The sequence below is a fragment of the Bacillus sp. EE-W1 genome (assembly GCF_009760835.1).
GTDB lineage: Bacteria > Bacillota > Bacilli > Bacillales > Bacillaceae_G > Bacillus_A > Bacillus_A wiedmannii.
Genome location: NZ_WIPE01000103.1, coordinates 1 through 17,702, shown reverse-complemented (window position 1 = coordinate 17,702; position 17,702 = coordinate 1). Strand labels below are relative to the sequence as shown.

The 17,702-nt window shown below is 38.0% G+C and carries 19 protein-coding genes, 1 pseudogene and 1 riboswitch; of the genes and pseudogenes, 17 read left to right on the top strand and 3 right to left on the bottom strand.

Annotation, left to right across the window (positions count from 1 at the left end):
- The first annotated feature begins 221 nt into the window (after positions 1-221).
- From GFJ36_RS25630 to yunB, 15 genes and pseudogenes are all read left to right on the top strand, one after another.
- The gene (locus GFJ36_RS25630) at positions 222-566 is read left to right on the top strand and encodes a toprim domain-containing protein (RefSeq protein ID WP_000640866.1); all 345 of its coding nucleotides are present in this window, start codon (positions 222-224) and stop codon (positions 564-566) included.
- Between the two features lie 3 nt (positions 567-569).
- Positions 570-878: a thioredoxin family protein gene (locus tag GFJ36_RS25625; protein ID WP_076541789.1), complete on the top strand. Its 309-nt coding sequence runs from the start codon at positions 570-572 to the stop codon at positions 876-878.
- Between the two features lie 154 nt (positions 879-1,032).
- Positions 1,033-1,377, top strand: a complete 345-nt coding sequence (locus GFJ36_RS25620) for a hypothetical protein (RefSeq protein WP_000781217.1) — start codon at positions 1,033-1,035, stop codon at positions 1,375-1,377.
- Positions 1,378-1,502: 125 nt separating this feature from the next.
- Positions 1,503-1,610, top strand: a riboswitch (SAM riboswitch).
- A 299-nt stretch (positions 1,611-1,909) separates the two neighbouring features.
- Positions 1,910-2,935 carry a methionine ABC transporter ATP-binding protein gene (locus GFJ36_RS25615; RefSeq protein ID WP_157349779.1) on the top strand — a complete coding sequence of 342 codons (1,026 nt, stop codon included), beginning with the start codon at positions 1,910-1,912 and terminating at the stop codon, positions 2,933-2,935.
- Positions 2,928-3,593 carry a methionine ABC transporter permease gene (locus GFJ36_RS25610; RefSeq protein WP_000359548.1) on the top strand — a complete coding sequence of 222 codons (666 nt, stop codon included), beginning with the start codon at positions 2,928-2,930 and terminating at the stop codon, positions 3,591-3,593. The genes GFJ36_RS25615 and GFJ36_RS25610 overlap by 8 nt, the downstream gene beginning before the upstream one ends.
- 24 nt (positions 3,594-3,617) lie before the next feature.
- Positions 3,618-4,429 (top strand): annotated as a pseudogene (gene metQ, locus GFJ36_RS25605) (methionine ABC transporter substrate-binding lipoprotein MetQ).
- 71 nt (positions 4,430-4,500) lie between these two features.
- Positions 4,501-5,307: a methionine ABC transporter substrate-binding lipoprotein MetQ gene (gene metQ / locus GFJ36_RS25600; RefSeq protein ID WP_097907384.1), complete on the top strand. Its 807-nt coding sequence runs from the start codon at positions 4,501-4,503 to the stop codon at positions 5,305-5,307.
- Positions 5,308-5,545: 238 nt separating this feature from the next.
- Positions 5,546-6,331, top strand: coding sequence for a Fe-S cluster assembly ATPase SufC (gene sufC / locus GFJ36_RS25595; RefSeq protein ID WP_000929161.1), 786 nt, complete (start codon positions 5,546-5,548; stop codon positions 6,329-6,331).
- 15 nt (positions 6,332-6,346) lie between these two features.
- Positions 6,347-7,639 carry a Fe-S cluster assembly protein SufD gene (gene sufD, locus GFJ36_RS25590; RefSeq protein WP_000152177.1) on the top strand — a complete coding sequence of 431 codons (1,293 nt, stop codon included), beginning with the start codon at positions 6,347-6,349 and terminating at the stop codon, positions 7,637-7,639.
- Entirely contained in the window at positions 7,639-8,859 is a 1,221-nt protein-coding gene (gene sufS / locus GFJ36_RS25585; RefSeq protein WP_001020765.1) for a cysteine desulfurase SufS, read from the top strand. Before sufD ends, sufS begins: the two co-directional genes overlap by 1 nt.
- On the top strand, positions 8,849-9,280 hold the full coding sequence (gene sufU / locus GFJ36_RS25580; RefSeq protein ID WP_000009525.1) for a Fe-S cluster assembly sulfur transfer protein SufU: 432 nt from the start codon (positions 8,849-8,851) through the stop codon (positions 9,278-9,280). The genes sufS and sufU overlap by 11 nt, the downstream gene beginning before the upstream one ends.
- Positions 9,281-9,328: 48 nt before the next feature.
- Positions 9,329-10,726, top strand: coding sequence for a Fe-S cluster assembly protein SufB (gene sufB / locus GFJ36_RS25575; RefSeq protein WP_001118829.1), 1,398 nt, complete (start codon positions 9,329-9,331; stop codon positions 10,724-10,726).
- A gap of 573 nt (positions 10,727-11,299) precedes the next feature.
- Positions 11,300-12,715, top strand: coding sequence for a bifunctional metallophosphatase/5'-nucleotidase (locus GFJ36_RS25570; protein ID WP_206773191.1), 1,416 nt, complete (start codon positions 11,300-11,302; stop codon positions 12,713-12,715).
- Between the two features lie 65 nt (positions 12,716-12,780).
- Positions 12,781-13,083 carry a YunC family protein gene (locus tag GFJ36_RS25565; protein WP_000248463.1) on the top strand — a complete coding sequence of 101 codons (303 nt, stop codon included), beginning with the start codon at positions 12,781-12,783 and terminating at the stop codon, positions 13,081-13,083.
- Positions 13,084-13,137: 54 nt separating this feature from the next.
- Entirely contained in the window at positions 13,138-13,869 is a 732-nt protein-coding gene (yunB, locus tag GFJ36_RS25560; RefSeq protein WP_046954393.1) for a sporulation protein YunB, read from the top strand.
- A 36-nt stretch (positions 13,870-13,905) separates the two neighbouring features.
- Here the strand turns inward: yunB and GFJ36_RS25555 are convergent, their stop codons facing one another.
- Positions 13,906-14,889, bottom strand: a complete 984-nt coding sequence (locus tag GFJ36_RS25555; RefSeq protein ID WP_000944677.1) for a M23 family metallopeptidase — start codon at positions 14,887-14,889, stop codon at positions 13,906-13,908.
- Between the two features lie 189 nt (positions 14,890-15,078).
- Between GFJ36_RS25555 and lipA the strand changes: the two genes are divergently transcribed.
- A complete protein-coding gene (gene lipA, locus GFJ36_RS25550; protein WP_000166369.1) occupies positions 15,079-15,975 on the top strand; it encodes a lipoyl synthase in 897 nt (298 codons plus the stop codon).
- Positions 15,976-15,995: 20 nt separating this feature from the next.
- Here lipA and GFJ36_RS25545 read toward each other — a convergent pair whose 3' ends face one another.
- The gene (locus GFJ36_RS25545; protein WP_048542306.1) at positions 15,996-16,475 is read right to left on the bottom strand and encodes a YbaK/EbsC family protein; all 480 of its coding nucleotides are present in this window, start codon (positions 16,473-16,475) and stop codon (positions 15,996-15,998) included.
- Between the two features lie 74 nt (positions 16,476-16,549).
- Positions 16,550-17,104, bottom strand: a complete 555-nt coding sequence (locus GFJ36_RS25540) for a histidine phosphatase family protein (RefSeq protein WP_088080791.1) — start codon at positions 17,102-17,104, stop codon at positions 16,550-16,552.
- Between the two features lie 134 nt (positions 17,105-17,238).
- Between GFJ36_RS25540 and GFJ36_RS25535 the strand changes: the two genes are divergently transcribed.
- Positions 17,239-17,682, top strand: a complete 444-nt coding sequence (locus GFJ36_RS25535; protein ID WP_088064728.1) for a hypothetical protein — start codon at positions 17,239-17,241, stop codon at positions 17,680-17,682.
- Positions 17,683-17,702: the final 20 nt, after the last annotated feature.

Sequence of the window (17,702 nt, the reverse complement as noted above, 5' to 3'; positions counted from 1 at the left end):
TTCTTTATGATCCAGCTCCAGCGGCTAGAACAGTCGGTCATTTCACTCCTTCACTTGAGGCAAAAAGCGCCTCTAGTTCAGGAGTTCCAATGTCCTCTTGTTCTGAGCAAGCCGCTTCCGCTTTTCTTTTGCAAAAATAAACAGGAAACAACATGAAAATAACGAATATACTATATACTAAGTTAAAGGTTGTATAGTATATGGTGATCGGGTGATGACATATGATTTATGTAGAAAAAGTCATTATTGTAGAAGGTAAATCAGATAGAAGAAAGATTGAATCTATTATTCGTGAACCGGTGGAAATTGTTTGTACAAATGGTACAATTGGTTTATCGAAAATGGATGAGCTCATTGATCAGTTTTTTGATAAGGAAGTGTATGTACTAGTGGATGCTGATGATGCTGGAGAAAAGTTAAGGAAGCAATTTCGAAAAGAATTTCCGCAAGCAGAGCATATTTACATTGATCGCTCGTACCGAGAAGTGGCAACTGCGCCATCTTCACACTTAGCAAATGTATTATGGGGAGCTGACATTGACGTTTATACAGAATATTTACGGTAAGGAATGATAGAAGTGATTGATTGGACAGGAGCCGAAGCTACAGCCCTAATAGAGAACGAAGAAAAAACAGTGTTATATGTATATACTCCAATGTGTGGAACATGCCAATTAGCAAAAAAGATGTTAACAGTTGTTGAGATGACAATTGAAGACCTCCAAATTGGAATGTTAGATTTAAATTATGCTCCGCATTTAGCGAAAGAGTATGGAATCGAAAGTGTACCGTGTTTACTTGTTTTTGAAAATGGGACACTCATGAAGAAGATATATGCATTTCATTCGGTTGAATATTTATATACGGAATTAAAGTAGGCGGCAAAGTTTTTGCCGCCTCGACATATTTCTCGGGAAATATGTCGAGATGCAGGGTGGTTACAGTATTTGTCGAGCGAAAGTAACAGGATTGCTCTTTAGTGAGAGGGAATGGTATGTGTAATAGAAAGTGATATGAAGGATGTGATTTAGGGTGAAATTATATTCTTTGCTGCAATCATTTGTAAATTACGCTAATGGTCAATATCATTTAGAGCCGCTTTTAAGACAAGGAGAAAAAACTGTTAATTTCCGCTTTGGAGATGAAAGTTGTTCGTTACAAATTTCGAGAGATTATATAGAGCTGCTACATGAGGAAAGAGGAACGGAGCAAATCGTTTGTGTAGATGAGGAAGATGTAAAACAATTGGTGAACGGAAATGTACGATTGCAAATGCTAATGAACGATGGACGTGTACAATATTCGGGAACGTATCGAACGATGCTATTAGTTGAATCGATGTTCCATATATGTAAACCGATGTCAGTAGGTGCTTAAAATTCTGAAGTTTCATTTTTTACGAAAATTTCTGTTGACATGGTGTGTGGATATTGATACAATTCAATTCATAAAATATAGACAATTTCATAAATTACAAATCAGACGAAAATGTAATCTGATTTCTCTTATCAAGAGAGGTGGAGGGACTGTGCCCTGTGAAGCCCGGCAACCGTCAACTTATGTTGAAATGGTGCCAATTCCTGCAAAGCAAATGCTTTGAGAGATGAGAGAGAGGGATAATGTTGTTATATACGCATATAAACCTTTCTGCTTCTCTAAAGCGGAAAGGTTTTTTTATTGTTTGAATGTGGAGGACATTCAAACAATAAAAGTAGTGATAACGGTGGACTACACGCATTAAAAATAAAAAATTGCGGAGTCGACCAAAAATCTAGCTTCAGCGGCTAGAACAGTCGGTCGTTTCATCCCTTCCTATGAGGCAAAAAGCGCCTCTACGTCAGGGATTCGGGCGTCCTCTTGTTCTAAACGAGCCGCTTACGCTTTTTAAACAAAAAAAGGGGTGAACATCATGATCTTGTTAGAAAATGTAAAGAAAATATATAAAGCAAAAAGCGGTGATGTCACTGCTGTAGATAATGCCAATTTAAAAATAGACAAAGGTGAAATATTTGGTGTAATCGGATATAGTGGCGCTGGGAAAAGTTCTTTAATCAGATTATTCAATCAGTTAGAGAAACCAACTTCTGGCCAAATTACAATTGCAAATCGTGTGATTTCAGCAATTACAGGGAGTGAACTTCGTAAGGCAAGGCAAGAAATCGGAATGATTTTTCAGCACTTCAACTTACTTTGGTCACGAACTGTACGCGAAAATATCGAGTTCCCACTTGAAATTGCAGGTGTTGATAAGGCGAAGAGAAGAAAACGAGTGGATGAGTTAATTCATCTTGTTGGATTAGAAGGAAGAGGGGACGCGTATCCATCTCAGCTGAGCGGAGGACAAAAGCAACGCGTTGGTATTGCAAGAGCATTAGCTAACAATCCACAAGTGCTTTTATGTGATGAAGCGACATCAGCTCTTGATCCAGAAACGACAGATCAAATTTTAGATTTATTATTAGATATTAATAAGCGTCTCGGTTTAACAATTGTACTCATTACACACGAGATGCACGTGATTCGAAAGATTTGTAATCGAGTGGCGGTAATGGAGAAAGGGAAGATTGTAGAAACGGGTCCAGTACTTGATGTATTCCGCAATCCGCAGAAAGACATTACAAAGCGATTTGTACAGCAGTTAACGGATTCTGAAGATACAAATGAAACGATTGAAATTTTAATTGAAAAGTATCCAGATGGTAAAGTAGTTCGTTTGCAGTTTATCGGTGAAGCTGTAGAAAGACCAGTACTTCAAAGATTAATGCAACGCAGTGATATAGAAGTTAGCATTTTGCAAGGAAACATCGCCCAAACAAATAACGGCTCTTACGGTAGTTTAGTTATTCATTTAAATGGTGAGGAAACAGCGATTCAGCAAGCAATAGAGGGAATACATCAAGATCAAGTAGAGCTGGAGGTGATTGCACATGGATAAGTTACTCACAAATATTGATTGGAATCAAATGTTAGAAGCAACTGGTGAAACGTTATATATGACGGCAATCGCAGCTCTTGCCACATTTGTTTTAGGACTAATTTTAGGATTGTTACTCTTTATGACAGCGAAAGATAATTTATGGGAAAACAAATCGGTTAACACGGCGATTGGAGCGTTCGTAAACATTTTCCGCTCGATACCATTCATCATTTTAATCATTTTATTAATCCCATTCACAAAGATTCTGCTTGGAACAATTCTTGGAGCGAGTGCAGCACTGCCAGCTTTAATTATTGGAGCGGCACCGTTTTACGCGAGAATGGTTGAAATTGCACTTCGCGAAATTGATAAAGGTGTAATTGAAGCTTCAAAAGCAATGGGAGCAAAAACAAGCACTATTATTTTGAAAGTATTAATTCCAGAATCGTTACCAGCATTAGTATCTGGTATTACGGTTACAACAATCGCTTTAGTAGGCTATACAGCAATGGCGGGGGTTGTTGGTGCTGGTGGCCTTGGAACACTTGCTTATTTAGAAGGATTCCAGCGAGGAAATAACGATGTAACAATCGTTGCGACAATTTGTGTATTACTAGTGGTATTTTTCATTCAGTGGATTGGTGATAGTGTAACGACTCGAATAGATAAACGATAATAAAAAAACAGGAGGATGTTTCAAATGAAAAAATTATTACTTACAGCACTTATTTCAACTTCTATTTTTGGGTTAGCTGCTTGTGGCGGGAAAGATAAAGATGAAAAGAAACTAGTTGTGGGGGCTTCTAACGTGCCGCACGCTGAAATTTTAGAAAAGGCAAAACCGTTACTTGAGAAAAAAGGAATTGAATTAGAAGTGAAAAAGTTCCAAGATTACGTGTTACCAAATAAATCGTTAGCGGATAAGGATTTAGATGCAAACTACTTCCAGCATATTCCGTATTTAGAAAAAGAAATGAAAGATAAAAAATATGATTTTGAAATAGCAGGGAAAATTCACTTGGAACCAATTGGTGTATATTCTCAAAAATATAAGAGTTTAAAAGAACTTCCAGACGGGGCGACAATTATTATGAGTAATTCCGTTACTGACCATGGACGTGGTTTAGCAATTTTACAAAAAGAAGGCATTTTAAAAATTAAAGACGGAGTAGATCCAGTTAGTGCAACTCCAAAAGATATTGCAGATAATCCGAAAAACTTAAAGTTCAAAACGGATATCGAGCCTGTTTGTTACCACAAGTGTATAACAATAAAGAAGGCAACGCTGTTTTAATTAACTCGAACTATGCAATTGATGCGAAATTAAATCCAGAAAAAGATGCAATTGCAATTGAAGGTGATGATTCTCCATACACAAACGTATTAGTGGTTCGTAAAGGTGATAAAGATAAAAAAGGGATTAAAGAGCTTGTAGAAGTATTGCATTCTAAAGAAATCGAAGACTTTATTAATAAAGAATATAAAGGAGCGGTTGTTCCTGTAAAAGAATAATTGCTGAAAAGAGCTGGTGTATGCCAGCCTTTTTTATAACTACATAACTATAGGGGAGAAGGGGACATCATATGAAAAAGATTCTATTGTCAGTTGTTACAGCACTGTCTGTATTTACATTAGCTGCTTGCGGAGGGGAAGAAGAGAATAAGCTTGTTGTGGGAGCTTCTAACGTGCCACATGCTGTTATTTTAGAAAAGGCACAGCCGATACTAGAGAAAAAGGGCATTAAATTAGAGATTAAAAAGTTCCAGGATTATGTTTTGCCGAATAAAGCGTTAGCGGATAAGGAAATTGATGCGAACTACTTCCAACACATTCCTTACTTAGATAAAGAAATTCAAGAAAAGGGATATAAAATTGTAAACGCAGGAAAAATCCATTTAGAGCCAATGGGCATTTATTCTAAGAAGTATAAAAGTTTAAAAGAATTGCCAGATGGCGGAACAGTTATTATGAGTAATAACGTAGCGGAGCGTGGCCGTATGCTCGCATTGTTACAAAAAGGTGGCGTTATTAAATTAAAAGACGGTGTAGATGTTGTTAAAGCAACAGTAAAAGATGTTGTAGAAAATCCGAAAAACTTAAAGTTTAAAACAGATGTAGAACCGGGACTTTCACCGAAGCTATATGAAAATAATGAAGGTGATGCTTTATTCATTAATTCAAACTACGCAATTGATGCGAAATTAAATCCAACAAAGGATGCAATTGCGATTGAAGGATCAGACTCTCCGTATGCAAATATTATTGCAGTTCGTAAAGGTGACGAGAAGAAAAAAGAAATTAAAGAACTAGTAGAAGTACTGCATTCAAAAGAAATTCAAGATTTTATTAATAAAGAATATAAAGGTGCTGTACTTCCGGTAAGTGAATAAATATAAGGGAAGGACTGGAAAATTACCAGTCCTTTTTTCTTTATATAAATAAGAAGAAAGGTGTATCATATAAAGATGCAAGGGAAATACTTATATACATTTGTGAAAAAATTGTTACTTTTTTTCGTCGTTTGCGATATCATTTTATTTGATATAAAATTAGAATGAGAATAAAATGAGAATATGAACGTTTTAGGAATTTTTAAAATGTATATAGAGGATTAATGGAGGTATTGAGATGGCTGGTTCTACATTAACGGTTAAAGACTTACACGTATCAATCGACGGTAAAGAAATTTTAAAAGGTGTAAACCTTGAAGTAAAAGGTGGAGAAATCCACGCAATTATGGGACCTAACGGAACAGGTAAATCAACTTTATCTTCTGCAATTATGGGTCACCCAAAATATGAAGTAACAGAAGGTAGCATCATCATCGACGGTGAAGATGTATTAGAAATGGAAGTAGATGAGCGAGCACAAGCAGGTCTATTTCTAGCAATGCAATATCCAAGTGAAATTAGCGGAGTAACAAACGCTGACTTCTTACGTTCTGCAATTAACGCACGTCGTGAAGAAGGCGATGAAATTTCTCTTATGAAATTTATCCGTACTTTAGATAAAAACATGGAATTCCTAGAAATGGATCCAGAAATGGCACAACGTTACTTAAACGAAGGTTTCTCTGGTGGAGAGAAAAAACGTAACGAAATTCTTCAATTAATGATGATTGAGCCAAAAATCGCAATCTTAGATGAAATCGACTCAGGTCTTGATATCGATGCATTAAAAGTTGTATCTAAAGGTATTAACCAAATGCGCGGCGAAGATTTCGGTTGCCTAATGATTACGCATTACCAACGTTTATTAAACTACATCACTCCAGACTTCGTTCACGTTATGATGAACGGTCGTATCGTTAAATCTGGTGGCCCTGAGCTTGCACAACGTCTAGAAGCTGAAGGTTACGACTGGATTAAAAAAGAATTAGGTATTGAAGACGAAACAGCAGAGCAAGAAGCGTAAGAGAGGAGCATAAACATGACAATCGGTACATTACCTTTCGATCAAGAAACAATCCGTCAGCGCGCAAGCGAAGTAAACGAAGCTGCTTGGTTGACTGAGTTCCGCTTACAAGCTCTTGCACAAGCAACTGAACTTCCAATGCCAACGCCTGATAAAACGAAAATTGAAAAATGGGACTTTATCGGAAAAGGCGACGCTGCTAAGCAAGAGCCTGTAAGTTCTTTAACAGAGCTTCCAGAAGCAGTGAAAAACTTAATCGATGAAAATAACAGCGTATTAGTACAACGTACTGGTACAACTGCATTCGTTTCTTTAGCAGACGAAGCAAAAGAAAAAGGTGTTATTTTTACAGACATCGTAACAGCTGCAACAGAGCATGCTGAACTATTACAAAAGTATTTAATGAAAGACGGCGTGAAGGTAGACGAGCATCGTTTAACTGCACTTCATGCTGCATTAATCAACGGCGGTGCATTTGTATATGTTCCGAAAAACGTTGTTCTTGAAACTCCACTTCAAGCTGTATTCTTAGTAGACGGCGAAGAAGCTAACGTATATAACCACGTATTATTCGTAGCTGATGCGAACAGTACTGCAACTTATGTAGAAAACTACGTTGCAAATGAAAATGCTAAAGGTATTGCAAATATCGTAGCAGAAGTAATCGTGGAACAAGGCGCACAAGTGAAATTTGGTGCGGTTGATCTATTAGCAAAAGACGTAACAACTTACGTTAACCGCCGCGGTGTTGTTGGACGCGACGGCCGCATTGATTGGGCTCTAGGCCTTATGAATGACGGAAACACAATTTCAGAGAACGTTACGAATTTAATGGGCGACGGATCATATGCTGATACGAAAACAGTAACAATTGGTCGTGGTAACCAAACACAAAACTTTACAACTAAAGTTGTTCACTTCGGTAAACACTCTGAAGGTTGGATTTTAAAACACGGTGTACAAAAAGATAGTGCAACATCTATCTTTAACGGAATTGGTAAGATTGAACACGGTGCATCTAAATCAAATGCACAACAATCTTCTCGCGTTCTTATGTTAGATGAAAAAGCTCGCGGTGATGCAAACCCAATTCTTTTAATCGACGAAGATGATGTAATGGCAGGTCACGCAGCTTCAGTAGGCCGCGTAGATCCGTACCAATTATACTACTTGATGAGCCGTGGTATTCCAAAACGCGAAGCAGAACGTTTAGTCATCCATGGATTCTTAGCACCTGTAGTAAATGAGCTTCCAATTGAAGGAGTAAAGGCACAGCTTGTTGAGGTAATTGAAAGGAAAGTTCGCTAATGAATATTCATGAAATACGCAAACAGTTTCCAATTCTTGATCAAAAAGTGAACGGCAAACAACTTGTATATTTCGATAGTGCAGCAACTTCTCAAAAACCAATTCAAGTCATTGAAACGTTAGAACGTTACTATAAAGAATATAATTCTAACGTGCATCGCGGTGTTCATACGCTCGGTACGAAAGCTACCGACGCGTATGAAGGTGCACGCGAGAAAGTTCGCAAGTTTATTAACGCGAAATCAATGGAAGAGATTATTTTCACGCGCGGAACGACAACTGCATTAAATACAGTAGCGGCTAGCTATGGTCTTGAAAATGTAAAAGAAGGCGATGAAATCGTTATTTCTTACATGGAGCACCATAGTAACATCATTCCGTGGCAACAAGTTGCGAAGAAAACTGGTGCAACTTTAAAATACCTTCCGCTTCAACCAGACGGTACAATTTCTTTAGAAGATGTTCGTCAAACAGTTACACCGAATACAAAAATCGTTTCTATTATGCAAGTATCAAACGTACTTGGAACGATTAACCCTGTAAAAGAAATCGGAGCAATCGCACATGAAAACGGTGCAATCATGATCGTTGATGGAGCACAAAGTGCACCTCATATGAAAGTGGATGTACAAGATTTAAACTGTGATTTCTACGCATTATCTGCTCATAAGATGTGCGGACCTACAGGTATCGGCGTATTATATGGTAAAAAAGAATTGCTGAACAATATGGAGCCAATTGAATTTGGCGGCGAAATGATTGATTTCGTAGATTTACAAGAATCTACTTGGAAAGAGCTTCCGTGGAAGTTTGAAGCAGGTACACCGATTATCGGTAATGCAATCGGACTTGGTGCGGCAATTGATTTCCTAGAAGAAATCGGTCTTCATAATATTGAAAAGCATGAACATGAATTAGCGCAATATGCTTTAGAAAGACTATCAGAAGTAGATGGCGTTACAATTTATGGTCCAAAGCATCGCGCTGGTCTTGTTACATTTAATATTGAAGACGTACATCCTCATGATGTAGCAACTGTATTAGATGTAGAAGGCATTGCGGTTCGCGCAGGACACCACTGTGCACAACCGCTTATGAAGTGGCTGAAAGCTTCTTCTACAGCACGTGCGAGCTTCTATTTATATAATACAAAAGAAGAAATTGATACATTTGTTGAATCACTAATCAAGACAAAGGAGTATTTCACAAATGTCATTTAATAATTTAGATACGTTATACCGTCAAGTTATTATGGATCATTATAAGAATCCTCGTAACAATGGCGTGTTAGAAGATAGTGTTACTGTTAACTTGAACAATCCAACTTGCGGGGATCGTATTCAACTTACGATGAAAGTAGAAGAAGGTATTGTACAAGAGGCGAAGTTTGAAGGAGAAGGGTGTTCTATCTCAATGTCTTCAGCTTCGATGATGACACAAGCAGTAAAAGGTAAGAAAATTGAAGAGGCACTTCAGCTTTCTAAAATTTTCTCTGACATGATGCTAGGAAAAGAGTACGATGACAGCATTGATTTAGGAGATATTGAAGCATTACAAGGCGTATGCAAGTTCCCTGCACGTATTAAATGTGCAACATTAGCGTGGAAAGCGTTAGAAAAGGGCTTAAACGAAGATAAGTAATGTTAAAGGTTCCTAAAAACGAGGTTATCTAAGGAGGGACACACCAACATGGCGAAGCAACTGCCAGATATCGGCGATTATAAATATGGTTTCAAAGACAAAGACGTTTCGATTTTCCGTGCTGGACGCGGTTTAACAAAAGAAATCGTTGAAGAGATTTCACGTATGAAAGAAGAACCACAGTGGATGTTAGACTTCCGTTTAAAATCACTGGATAAGTTCTATGAAATGCCAATGCCACAATGGGGCGGCGACTTAAACGACTTAGATTTCGATGAAATTACGTACTACGTAAAACCATCTGAGAAATCTGAGAAGTCTTGGGATGAAGTACCTGAGGAAATTAAAGCGACATTTGATAAATTAGGTATTCCTGAAGCTGAGCAAAAATATCTAGCTGGTGTATCTGCACAGTATGAATCTGAAGTTGTATACCACAACATGAAAGAAGACCTAGAAGCTCTAGGAATCGTCTTCAAAGATACAGATAGCGCATTAAAAGAGAACGAAGATATTTTCCGTGAGCATTTCGGAAAAGTAATCCCACCAACAGACAACAAATTCTCTGCATTAAACTCTGCAGTTTGGTCTGGTGGATCATTCATCTACGTTCCAAAAGGTATTAAAGTGGATACACCACTTCAAGCGTACTTCCGTATTAACTCTGAAAATATGGGACAATTCGAGCGTACGCTTATCATCGTAGACGAAGGCGCACACGTACACTACGTAGAAGGTTGTACAGCACCTGTTTACACGACTAACTCACTTCACAGTGCGGTAGTAGAGATCATCATTAAGAAAGATGCATATTGCCGTTATACAACAATCCAAAACTGGGCGAACAACGTATACAACCTAGTTACAAAACGTGCGGTTTGTGAAGAAAACGCAACGATGGAATGGATTGACGGTAACATCGGATCTAAATTAACGATGAAATACCCAGCAGTTATCTTAAAAGGCGAAGGCGCTCGTGGTTTAACATTATCTATCGCGATTGCTGGTAAAGGCCAACATCAAGATGCTGGTGCGAAAATGATTCACTTAGCACCAAACACGTCTTCAACAATCGTTTCTAAATCGATTGCGAAGCATGGTGGTAAAGTAACTTACCGTGGTATCGTACAATTCGGACCAAAAGCGAAAAACTCTCGCTCTAACATCGAGTGTGACACGTTAATCATGGATAACCAATCTACATCTGATACAATTCCTTACAACGAAATCAAAAACGATTACGTTTCACTTGAACACGAAGCGAAAGTATCGAAAGTATCAGAAGAACAATTATTCTACCTAATGAGCCGCGGTATTTCTGAGCAAGAAGCTACAGAAATGATCGTAATGGGCTTCATCGAGCCATTCACTCGCGAACTTCCAATGGAATACGCAGTTGAAATGAACCGCCTAATCAAGTTTGAGATGGAAGGTTCTATTGGTTAATATATGTATGAAGAAAGCGCCCTGCACAGCAGGGCGCTTTCTTATGTTGTGCTGGGGTCGATTCAGTTTAGGTCAGTCTGGTATACCCAGGTTGGTATTCAGCTGAATATATTAGCGATTATTCAAATATATCGACCACAACTCGTAATATATCAGCGATTATTGCAATATATCGACGATTCGACAAGGGATATCGACTTATCGACAAAGTAAGACAAAAGAAATTCCGTATATACCCCACAACATGTTGTAGGAAAAGAGACCGACTGGAAGTAAAGCAAAGATACTGACAAATCCACTGACAATCTATTGGAAAATGCAATTGAAGCCCACCTACCGAACTCTCTGTTAAACTTTTTGACAAATCCCCGGAACCCCAACAAATCCCCCGTTCAATCATCTAAAACCCTTCCACACACTAGAAAAAGTTTTCTTATCAAAAAGGACAATCTTTTGCTTTTTCTTATAATGCGAGTACAATGTAAAATAGCAAGAAAAGACGAAAAGTATTTACAGGATTATTGCGTACGTGTAGCGTAAATGGCAGTAAGGAACTGAGAGGAGGTTTTTTCTCTGAATATAAATAAAGAAACAATCATCCACCTTTATCATACAAACGATATACATAGTCATTTTGAAAATTGGCCGCAAATTTCTCGGTTTGTACAAGGGGAGAAAAAGCGAAGACAGGAAGCGGGGGAGACCGTTTTGACGGTTGATATCGGCGATCATGTGGATCGTTTTCATAGTATTTCGGAAGCGACGAATGGACTTGGCAATACGAAGCTTTTGAATGAGGCGTTATATGATTATGTAACGATCGGAAATAATGAAGGAATTACGTTAGCGAAGGAGCATTTGAATCGTCTATATGATGCTGCTGGATTTGAGGTGCTCGTCGCGAATTTATTTGAAAAAGAAGGGGTACGTCCAGCGTGGGCAAAGCCTTATAAATTACATACAACGACAGATGGAATTACGATTGCTTTTATCGGATTAACAGTAGCGTATCCAGAGTTTTATCATATGCTCGATTGGCATATTGAAGATCCGCTTATCCATTTAGAGTCTATTTTAGAAGAAGTGCGAGATGAGGCTCATATTACGGTTGTCCTTTCTCATCTTGGAAAAAGCATGGATGAGTATATGGCAGAGCATTATGATATAGATGTTATTTTAGGTGCACATACGCACCATTTATTTGAGCGTGGCATTCTTATGAATAATACTTTACTTTGTTGTTGTGAAAAGTGGGGACGTTACGTTGGGCACGTTCAGCTTACTGTGGATAAAGAGACGAAGAAGCTGTTGAAAAAGGACGGTAGAGCGATTAAGACAGAACGTTTAGGTGCTTATAGCAAAACGTTATCCACAATTGAATTGCTGCAGGAAGAAAGTAAACAGATTATGGCAGAGCCTGTCGTTCATTTAAAGGAATCTTTACCAGTCGATTGGTTTCATGAGACGGCATTTTCGCACATGTTAGCAAATGCGCTGAAAACGTGGTGCGGTGCAGAAATTGGAATGGTGAACGCTGGTGTGCTATTAGAGGGATTAAATGAAGGTGTTGTGACGCGCGGAGATATTCACAGAATTTGTCCACATCCAATTAATCCATGTTTATTAAAAGTGCCGGGGAAAACGTTAAGAGAAGTTATTTTGAAAGCACGTCGCCCGAATATGGAGAACCTTGAGGTAAAAGGATTCGGATTTCGTGGAAAAGTGATGGGGAAAATGATTTACGCTGGTGTCGAAGTCATTCCAGATATGATTCCTGGGAATAAAATTTTACTGGAAGATGTATTGATTAACGGGGAATCGCTGGAATTAGATCGTATATATACGGTAGGAACGATTGATATGTTTACATTCGGATACTTATACCCAGAGCTATCCACACTTTCTGACAAACAATATTATATGCCAGAGTTACTCAGAGATGTGTTAACAGACGTGTTGATAACTCATACATCTTCCGTCAAACTATAGGCTAGTTAACTTGTAACACTCATTTTTCTCTTGTCATACAGATAAGAAAGAGAGGAGTGTGAACTATGGTTAATGTGGAGCCAATTATAATCGATAATTATACGTTTATTGCGGTTAGCGTCAAACTTCCAAAGACAAATTTGCTAGCTGTAATGAGCGATAAAGGATATATTATGTGCGGTGCATTAGATGTAGGTCTTTTAAATGAGAAGTTAGGTGATCGAGGAATTATTGCTGGCCGTGCGGTTGGTGTAAGAACGATTGAACAACTTCTTGAAGCGCCGCTAGAATCAGTAACGATTGAGGCCGAAGCATTAGGTATTACGGCAGGCACAATCGGAAAAGAAGCATTATTAAAAATGAGATAAGCATATATCGTCCCTCCTTCTTGCATAGAAATGATATAAGAAGGAGGTTTTTTTATGAGTATATTTCGTTCGAAAAATTCGCGGTTTCGAAGGGGACCAATTTCCTTTCGGCACATACTGCTTATGTCGTTTATTCTTTTTGTCATATTACTCGTGCAAGGATTATGGATTGTGAATAAAAGCATTCAGCCGACATTACTTAAATATGGGGAAGTAGAGACGCATAAAATGGCGACAGCGGTTATGACGAAGGCGGTAAAAGATAGAATTAATGAAGGGTTTGATGTCGATTCATTAATGAAAGTACAAAATGATAAAAACGGGAAAGTATCCACAATTAATTTAAATACAAAGCAAGTAAATGAAATCGTAACGTCAACGACCACATACATAGAAAAATATTTACAGCAAGTAGAACAAGGTGATTTGAAGGGGCTAGGTATTTCTGAAAAAAATGGAGCAACGATGGCAGTTCCTTTTGGTCGTGTAACGGATAATGCGCTTCTTGGAAATATAGGTCCCGATATTCCAATTGATTTCACGACGATTGGTCATGTGAATACGGATATTAAACAAAAAATTGAACCGCACGGGATCAATACGACAGCGATTCAAATTATTATGGAGATGGAAGTCACGTTGCAAGTGATTATTCCATTTCATACGAAAGAAATAAAGGTAAAACAAGATGTTCCGATTGCAACGCGTATTGTTCAAGGGGAAGTGCCTACTTATTATGGAAGTGGGAGTGTTGTTGTACCTGATAAAAAGAAAACGGATAGTTAGCCGAATTAAAAAAATAACCGTAGCAATATGCTACGGTTATCGTTTTGTATTCGTGCGTTCTTTTCGCTCCCAAAGACTTAAATGCATGTATGGATCGAAAGCCCATTCTGTATAACCATTGTCCTTATACATACCGAAATGTAGGTGGGGCGGGAATTTTCCAGCTGTGCCGGGAGGGCCGTAACCGGTGCTACCGACAAATCCGATTACTTTTCCTGGTTCGACAATTTGTCCAAGCTGTATTTCTTTTGAGAATCCGCCTAAATGAGCGTAATAATGGTAATTATTATGAAGGTCGCGAATACCGATGCGCCATCCGCCAAGACGGTTCCAGCCTTTTGTTTCAATAATGCCATAGCAAGTAGATCTTACTGGTACACCATAGCCTGCAAAAATATCAGTTCCTTCATGAACTCTCCTTCCCCCAAAACTTCTTCCAGCACCGAAAGTACTACGGTAGCTATGGTCACTACGAATCGGAAGAGGGAAAGCATTTCCTTCTAAATTAATACGTCCGTAATGTTTATAAATTTGGGCGTATTCGGTAATTAATTCAACTGTTTTCGCACGTCTATAATATTCCCAAAGCATAATGTGAACACGGTCTTCGGACGTTCCTTGTTTCTTTAAAATTGTCGCTGCTGTATGCAGAAGATCACGGTCGTTATTTGCGTTTGCAAATCCATCTTTGTCACCATCTAAACCCAATCCGCCAAATAGAGAAATTGTATGGGGGAGAGTGTCGTTACCATTAACGGGACCAGCCCATATTTCTGGTTTGAAATAAAGGGAGATAATGGCATCTGGTTTTTTCGGAATATCTTTTCTTACGCTCCGTATATTTCTTTCGTATTGATCCATTGCAGCTAAGTAATACCACGGAATGCCTGAAGATTGCTCGGTTTCTTTATATAGTGCCATGCGCTTTTCGTATATGCTTTGCTGATTATCTTCACCGTAAGCGATATTTTGGTGGAGAAGAAAGCAAATCGAAAGCAAAAGAGAAATTTTTCGAAGCATGAAATAGACTCCTTTCACAACATCACTCTTTTTAGTGTGGGATATACGGAGTATTTCATTATAGGGAACGATTGGAAAAAATCTTAGAATCTTCATTTGAGCAAATCGCTTTCATACGTTAGAATAGATATGTTACATTGAAAGAAGCGAACACGGTAAATTATTTCATATTGTGCGGAGTTGATAACCATGACAAAACAAACAGAATATAAGCGCAAGCCCGAATGGTTGAAAATTAAGTTAAACACGAATGAAAACTATACAGGCTTAAAGAAAATGATGCGTTCTAAGAATCTTCATACAGTTTGTGAGGAAGCAAAATGTCCGAATATTCATGAATGCTGGGCTGTAAGAAAAACAGCAACATTTATGATTTTAGGTGCGGTTTGTACACGTGCTTGTCGTTTTTGTGCGGTTAAAACAGGCTTACCAACTGAGCTTGATTTACAAGAGCCAGAACGCGTAGCAGATTCTGTAGTACAAATGGGCTTAAAGCACGTTGTTATAACAGCGGTTGCACGTGATGATTTAAAGGACGGGGGAGCAGCTGTTTTTGCTGAAACAGTACGCGCTGTACGTCGTAAAAATCCATTTACGTCAATCGAAGTATTACCATCTGATATGGGTGGAGTAGAAGAAAACTTAAAAATGTTAATGGATGCAAAACCAGATATTTTAAACCATAACATTGAAACAGTACGTCGATTATCTGACCGAGTTCGCGCTAGAGCAAAATATGATCGTTCATTAGAGTTTTTACGTCGAGCAAAAGAAATGCAGCCTGATATTCCAACTAAATCGAGCATTATGGTGGGCTTAGGTGAAACGAGAGAAGATTTAATTGAAGCGATGGATGACTTACGTGCAAACAATGTGGATATTTTAACTCTTGGACAATACCTACAGCCATCTAAGAAGCATTTACCAGTTCTTAAATATTACCCACCAGCAGAATTTGCAGAGCTTAAAGAAATTGCACTTAGCAAAGGCTTTAGCCACTGTGAAGCTGGCCCACTTGTGCGTTCTTCTTACCATGCGGACGAGCAGGTTCGTTCTGCAAAAGAAAAAACAGCAGAAGCAAAATAATGAAAAAAGAGAGCTAATCATTAGCTCTCTTTTTGTTTATATTCTAAAACAGTATTTGGGCATGTTAATAAGATTTTCTTTAATTCCTCTGTGGATAATTCAATTGTAAATTCAGGTACACCAGGTGTAATTAAAATTTTATCGTAAGCATAAATAGCACTATCCACAATAATCGTTACATTTTGTGAATAACCGAAAGGAGCTACACATCCTGGAGTACAGCCTGTTTCTTCTCTTAGCTCATCAGGAGAACAGAGAGATAAGCTTTCTCCTGTTATTTCTTTCATCTCTCCTCGGTTGAGCCTTGTACCCTCTAACGTAAAAAATACGTAATAATCTCCAGACTTTGATTTTAAAAATAAGCTTTTACTTGGAGTGCCGTGTAAGCCAAGCCTTTCACGTACGATACGATCTGTTTCATAATCGAGTACTGGTTCGTGTTCAAACTTTTCGTAAGAAGCATTTGTTTTATGTAGTAAAGCAAGTACATCTTCGTACATATGGAGTGATACCCCTTTCTATTGTTAGTACAGTTTCTTCTCGTGGCGTCAACTGAATGTGTTGGAAAGAGATATTACTTGGACGGTGCTTCCCATAATCGTTTTAGGATACATTGTTTATCGAGTGTAATTTCGTAAATATCAGGATTCGTTAAAGCTCTCCATTCAATAAAGCCGATCGTATGATCAAAGTGCTTTAAAATGAGCGTCAGTAAGTTGCCATGTGTAACAAGTAGTGTTGTAGTATGGTTTAACTTTAAAACGTCTTGGATAAGTGATATAGCACGATCCGTCGCTTGTTTTGTTGACTCTCCGCCTGAAAAGGCGATATCTATATTTGTAAAAGTAGATTCTAGTTTTTGCAACCAATCATCCATTGGAACGTCGCTTAATATGCGTTCAGCTAATCGTTCATCTTCTTGGATAGACAAGTTAGCTTGAAGCGCATAGGGCCGAATAGAATCGATAGCTCGCACAAATGGGCTTGAAATAATATGATCTATTTGTGATTGGTTTTCTAAGAGGAATGTAGCAAGAGTGTTTGCTTGATTTTTTCCTGCAATCGTTAATTCGGCATCACGTTCTTGTCCAGTTGCTGAACAATGTCGTATTACAATCAATTTCTTCACAATTCATCCCCATCTTTCAAGTTGACGCTATATACTTCGACAAATGTGGGAAAAATTCCTTTTTATTGGAAACGGCATATTGATTTAAATATGTGGAAAAGTAATGTGGATAAATGAACATTTGAGGTGTAATGATGAAAAAAATGATATGTATTATATTCGGTCTTTGTTTTTTTATACACTTGTCCACAACATATGCAGAATCCAATCAAAAATTAAATTATCCAAGCAATCGAAATAAATCATTTGTGAGTGAAGATGTGTTTTACGAACAGTTAGATAAGAAAATCTATAAAGAATACAACAATGCAGCATATAGCGTTCGAAAAAAGATTTTATTTAAAGAAGTGCCGGATAAAGAATTTTCTTTCAGAAAAAAAGCAGCCGTGGGTTGTCGTAGTAGCGTGGTACTTCAAGATTTTTTTGTTCACCCTGATCGCCAAGTTTATTTTTTTGCTTCCTTTTCTCAAAATGAAGCAGAAGAGTTTCATAAGTACATTGTTATAGATGCAGAAACAAAGAGGGAGCTGCAAGAGGGCAAGAGTTATCATCATTGCGAAAATCGTGGTAAAAAATAACCCACCAGCTGGTGGGTTAT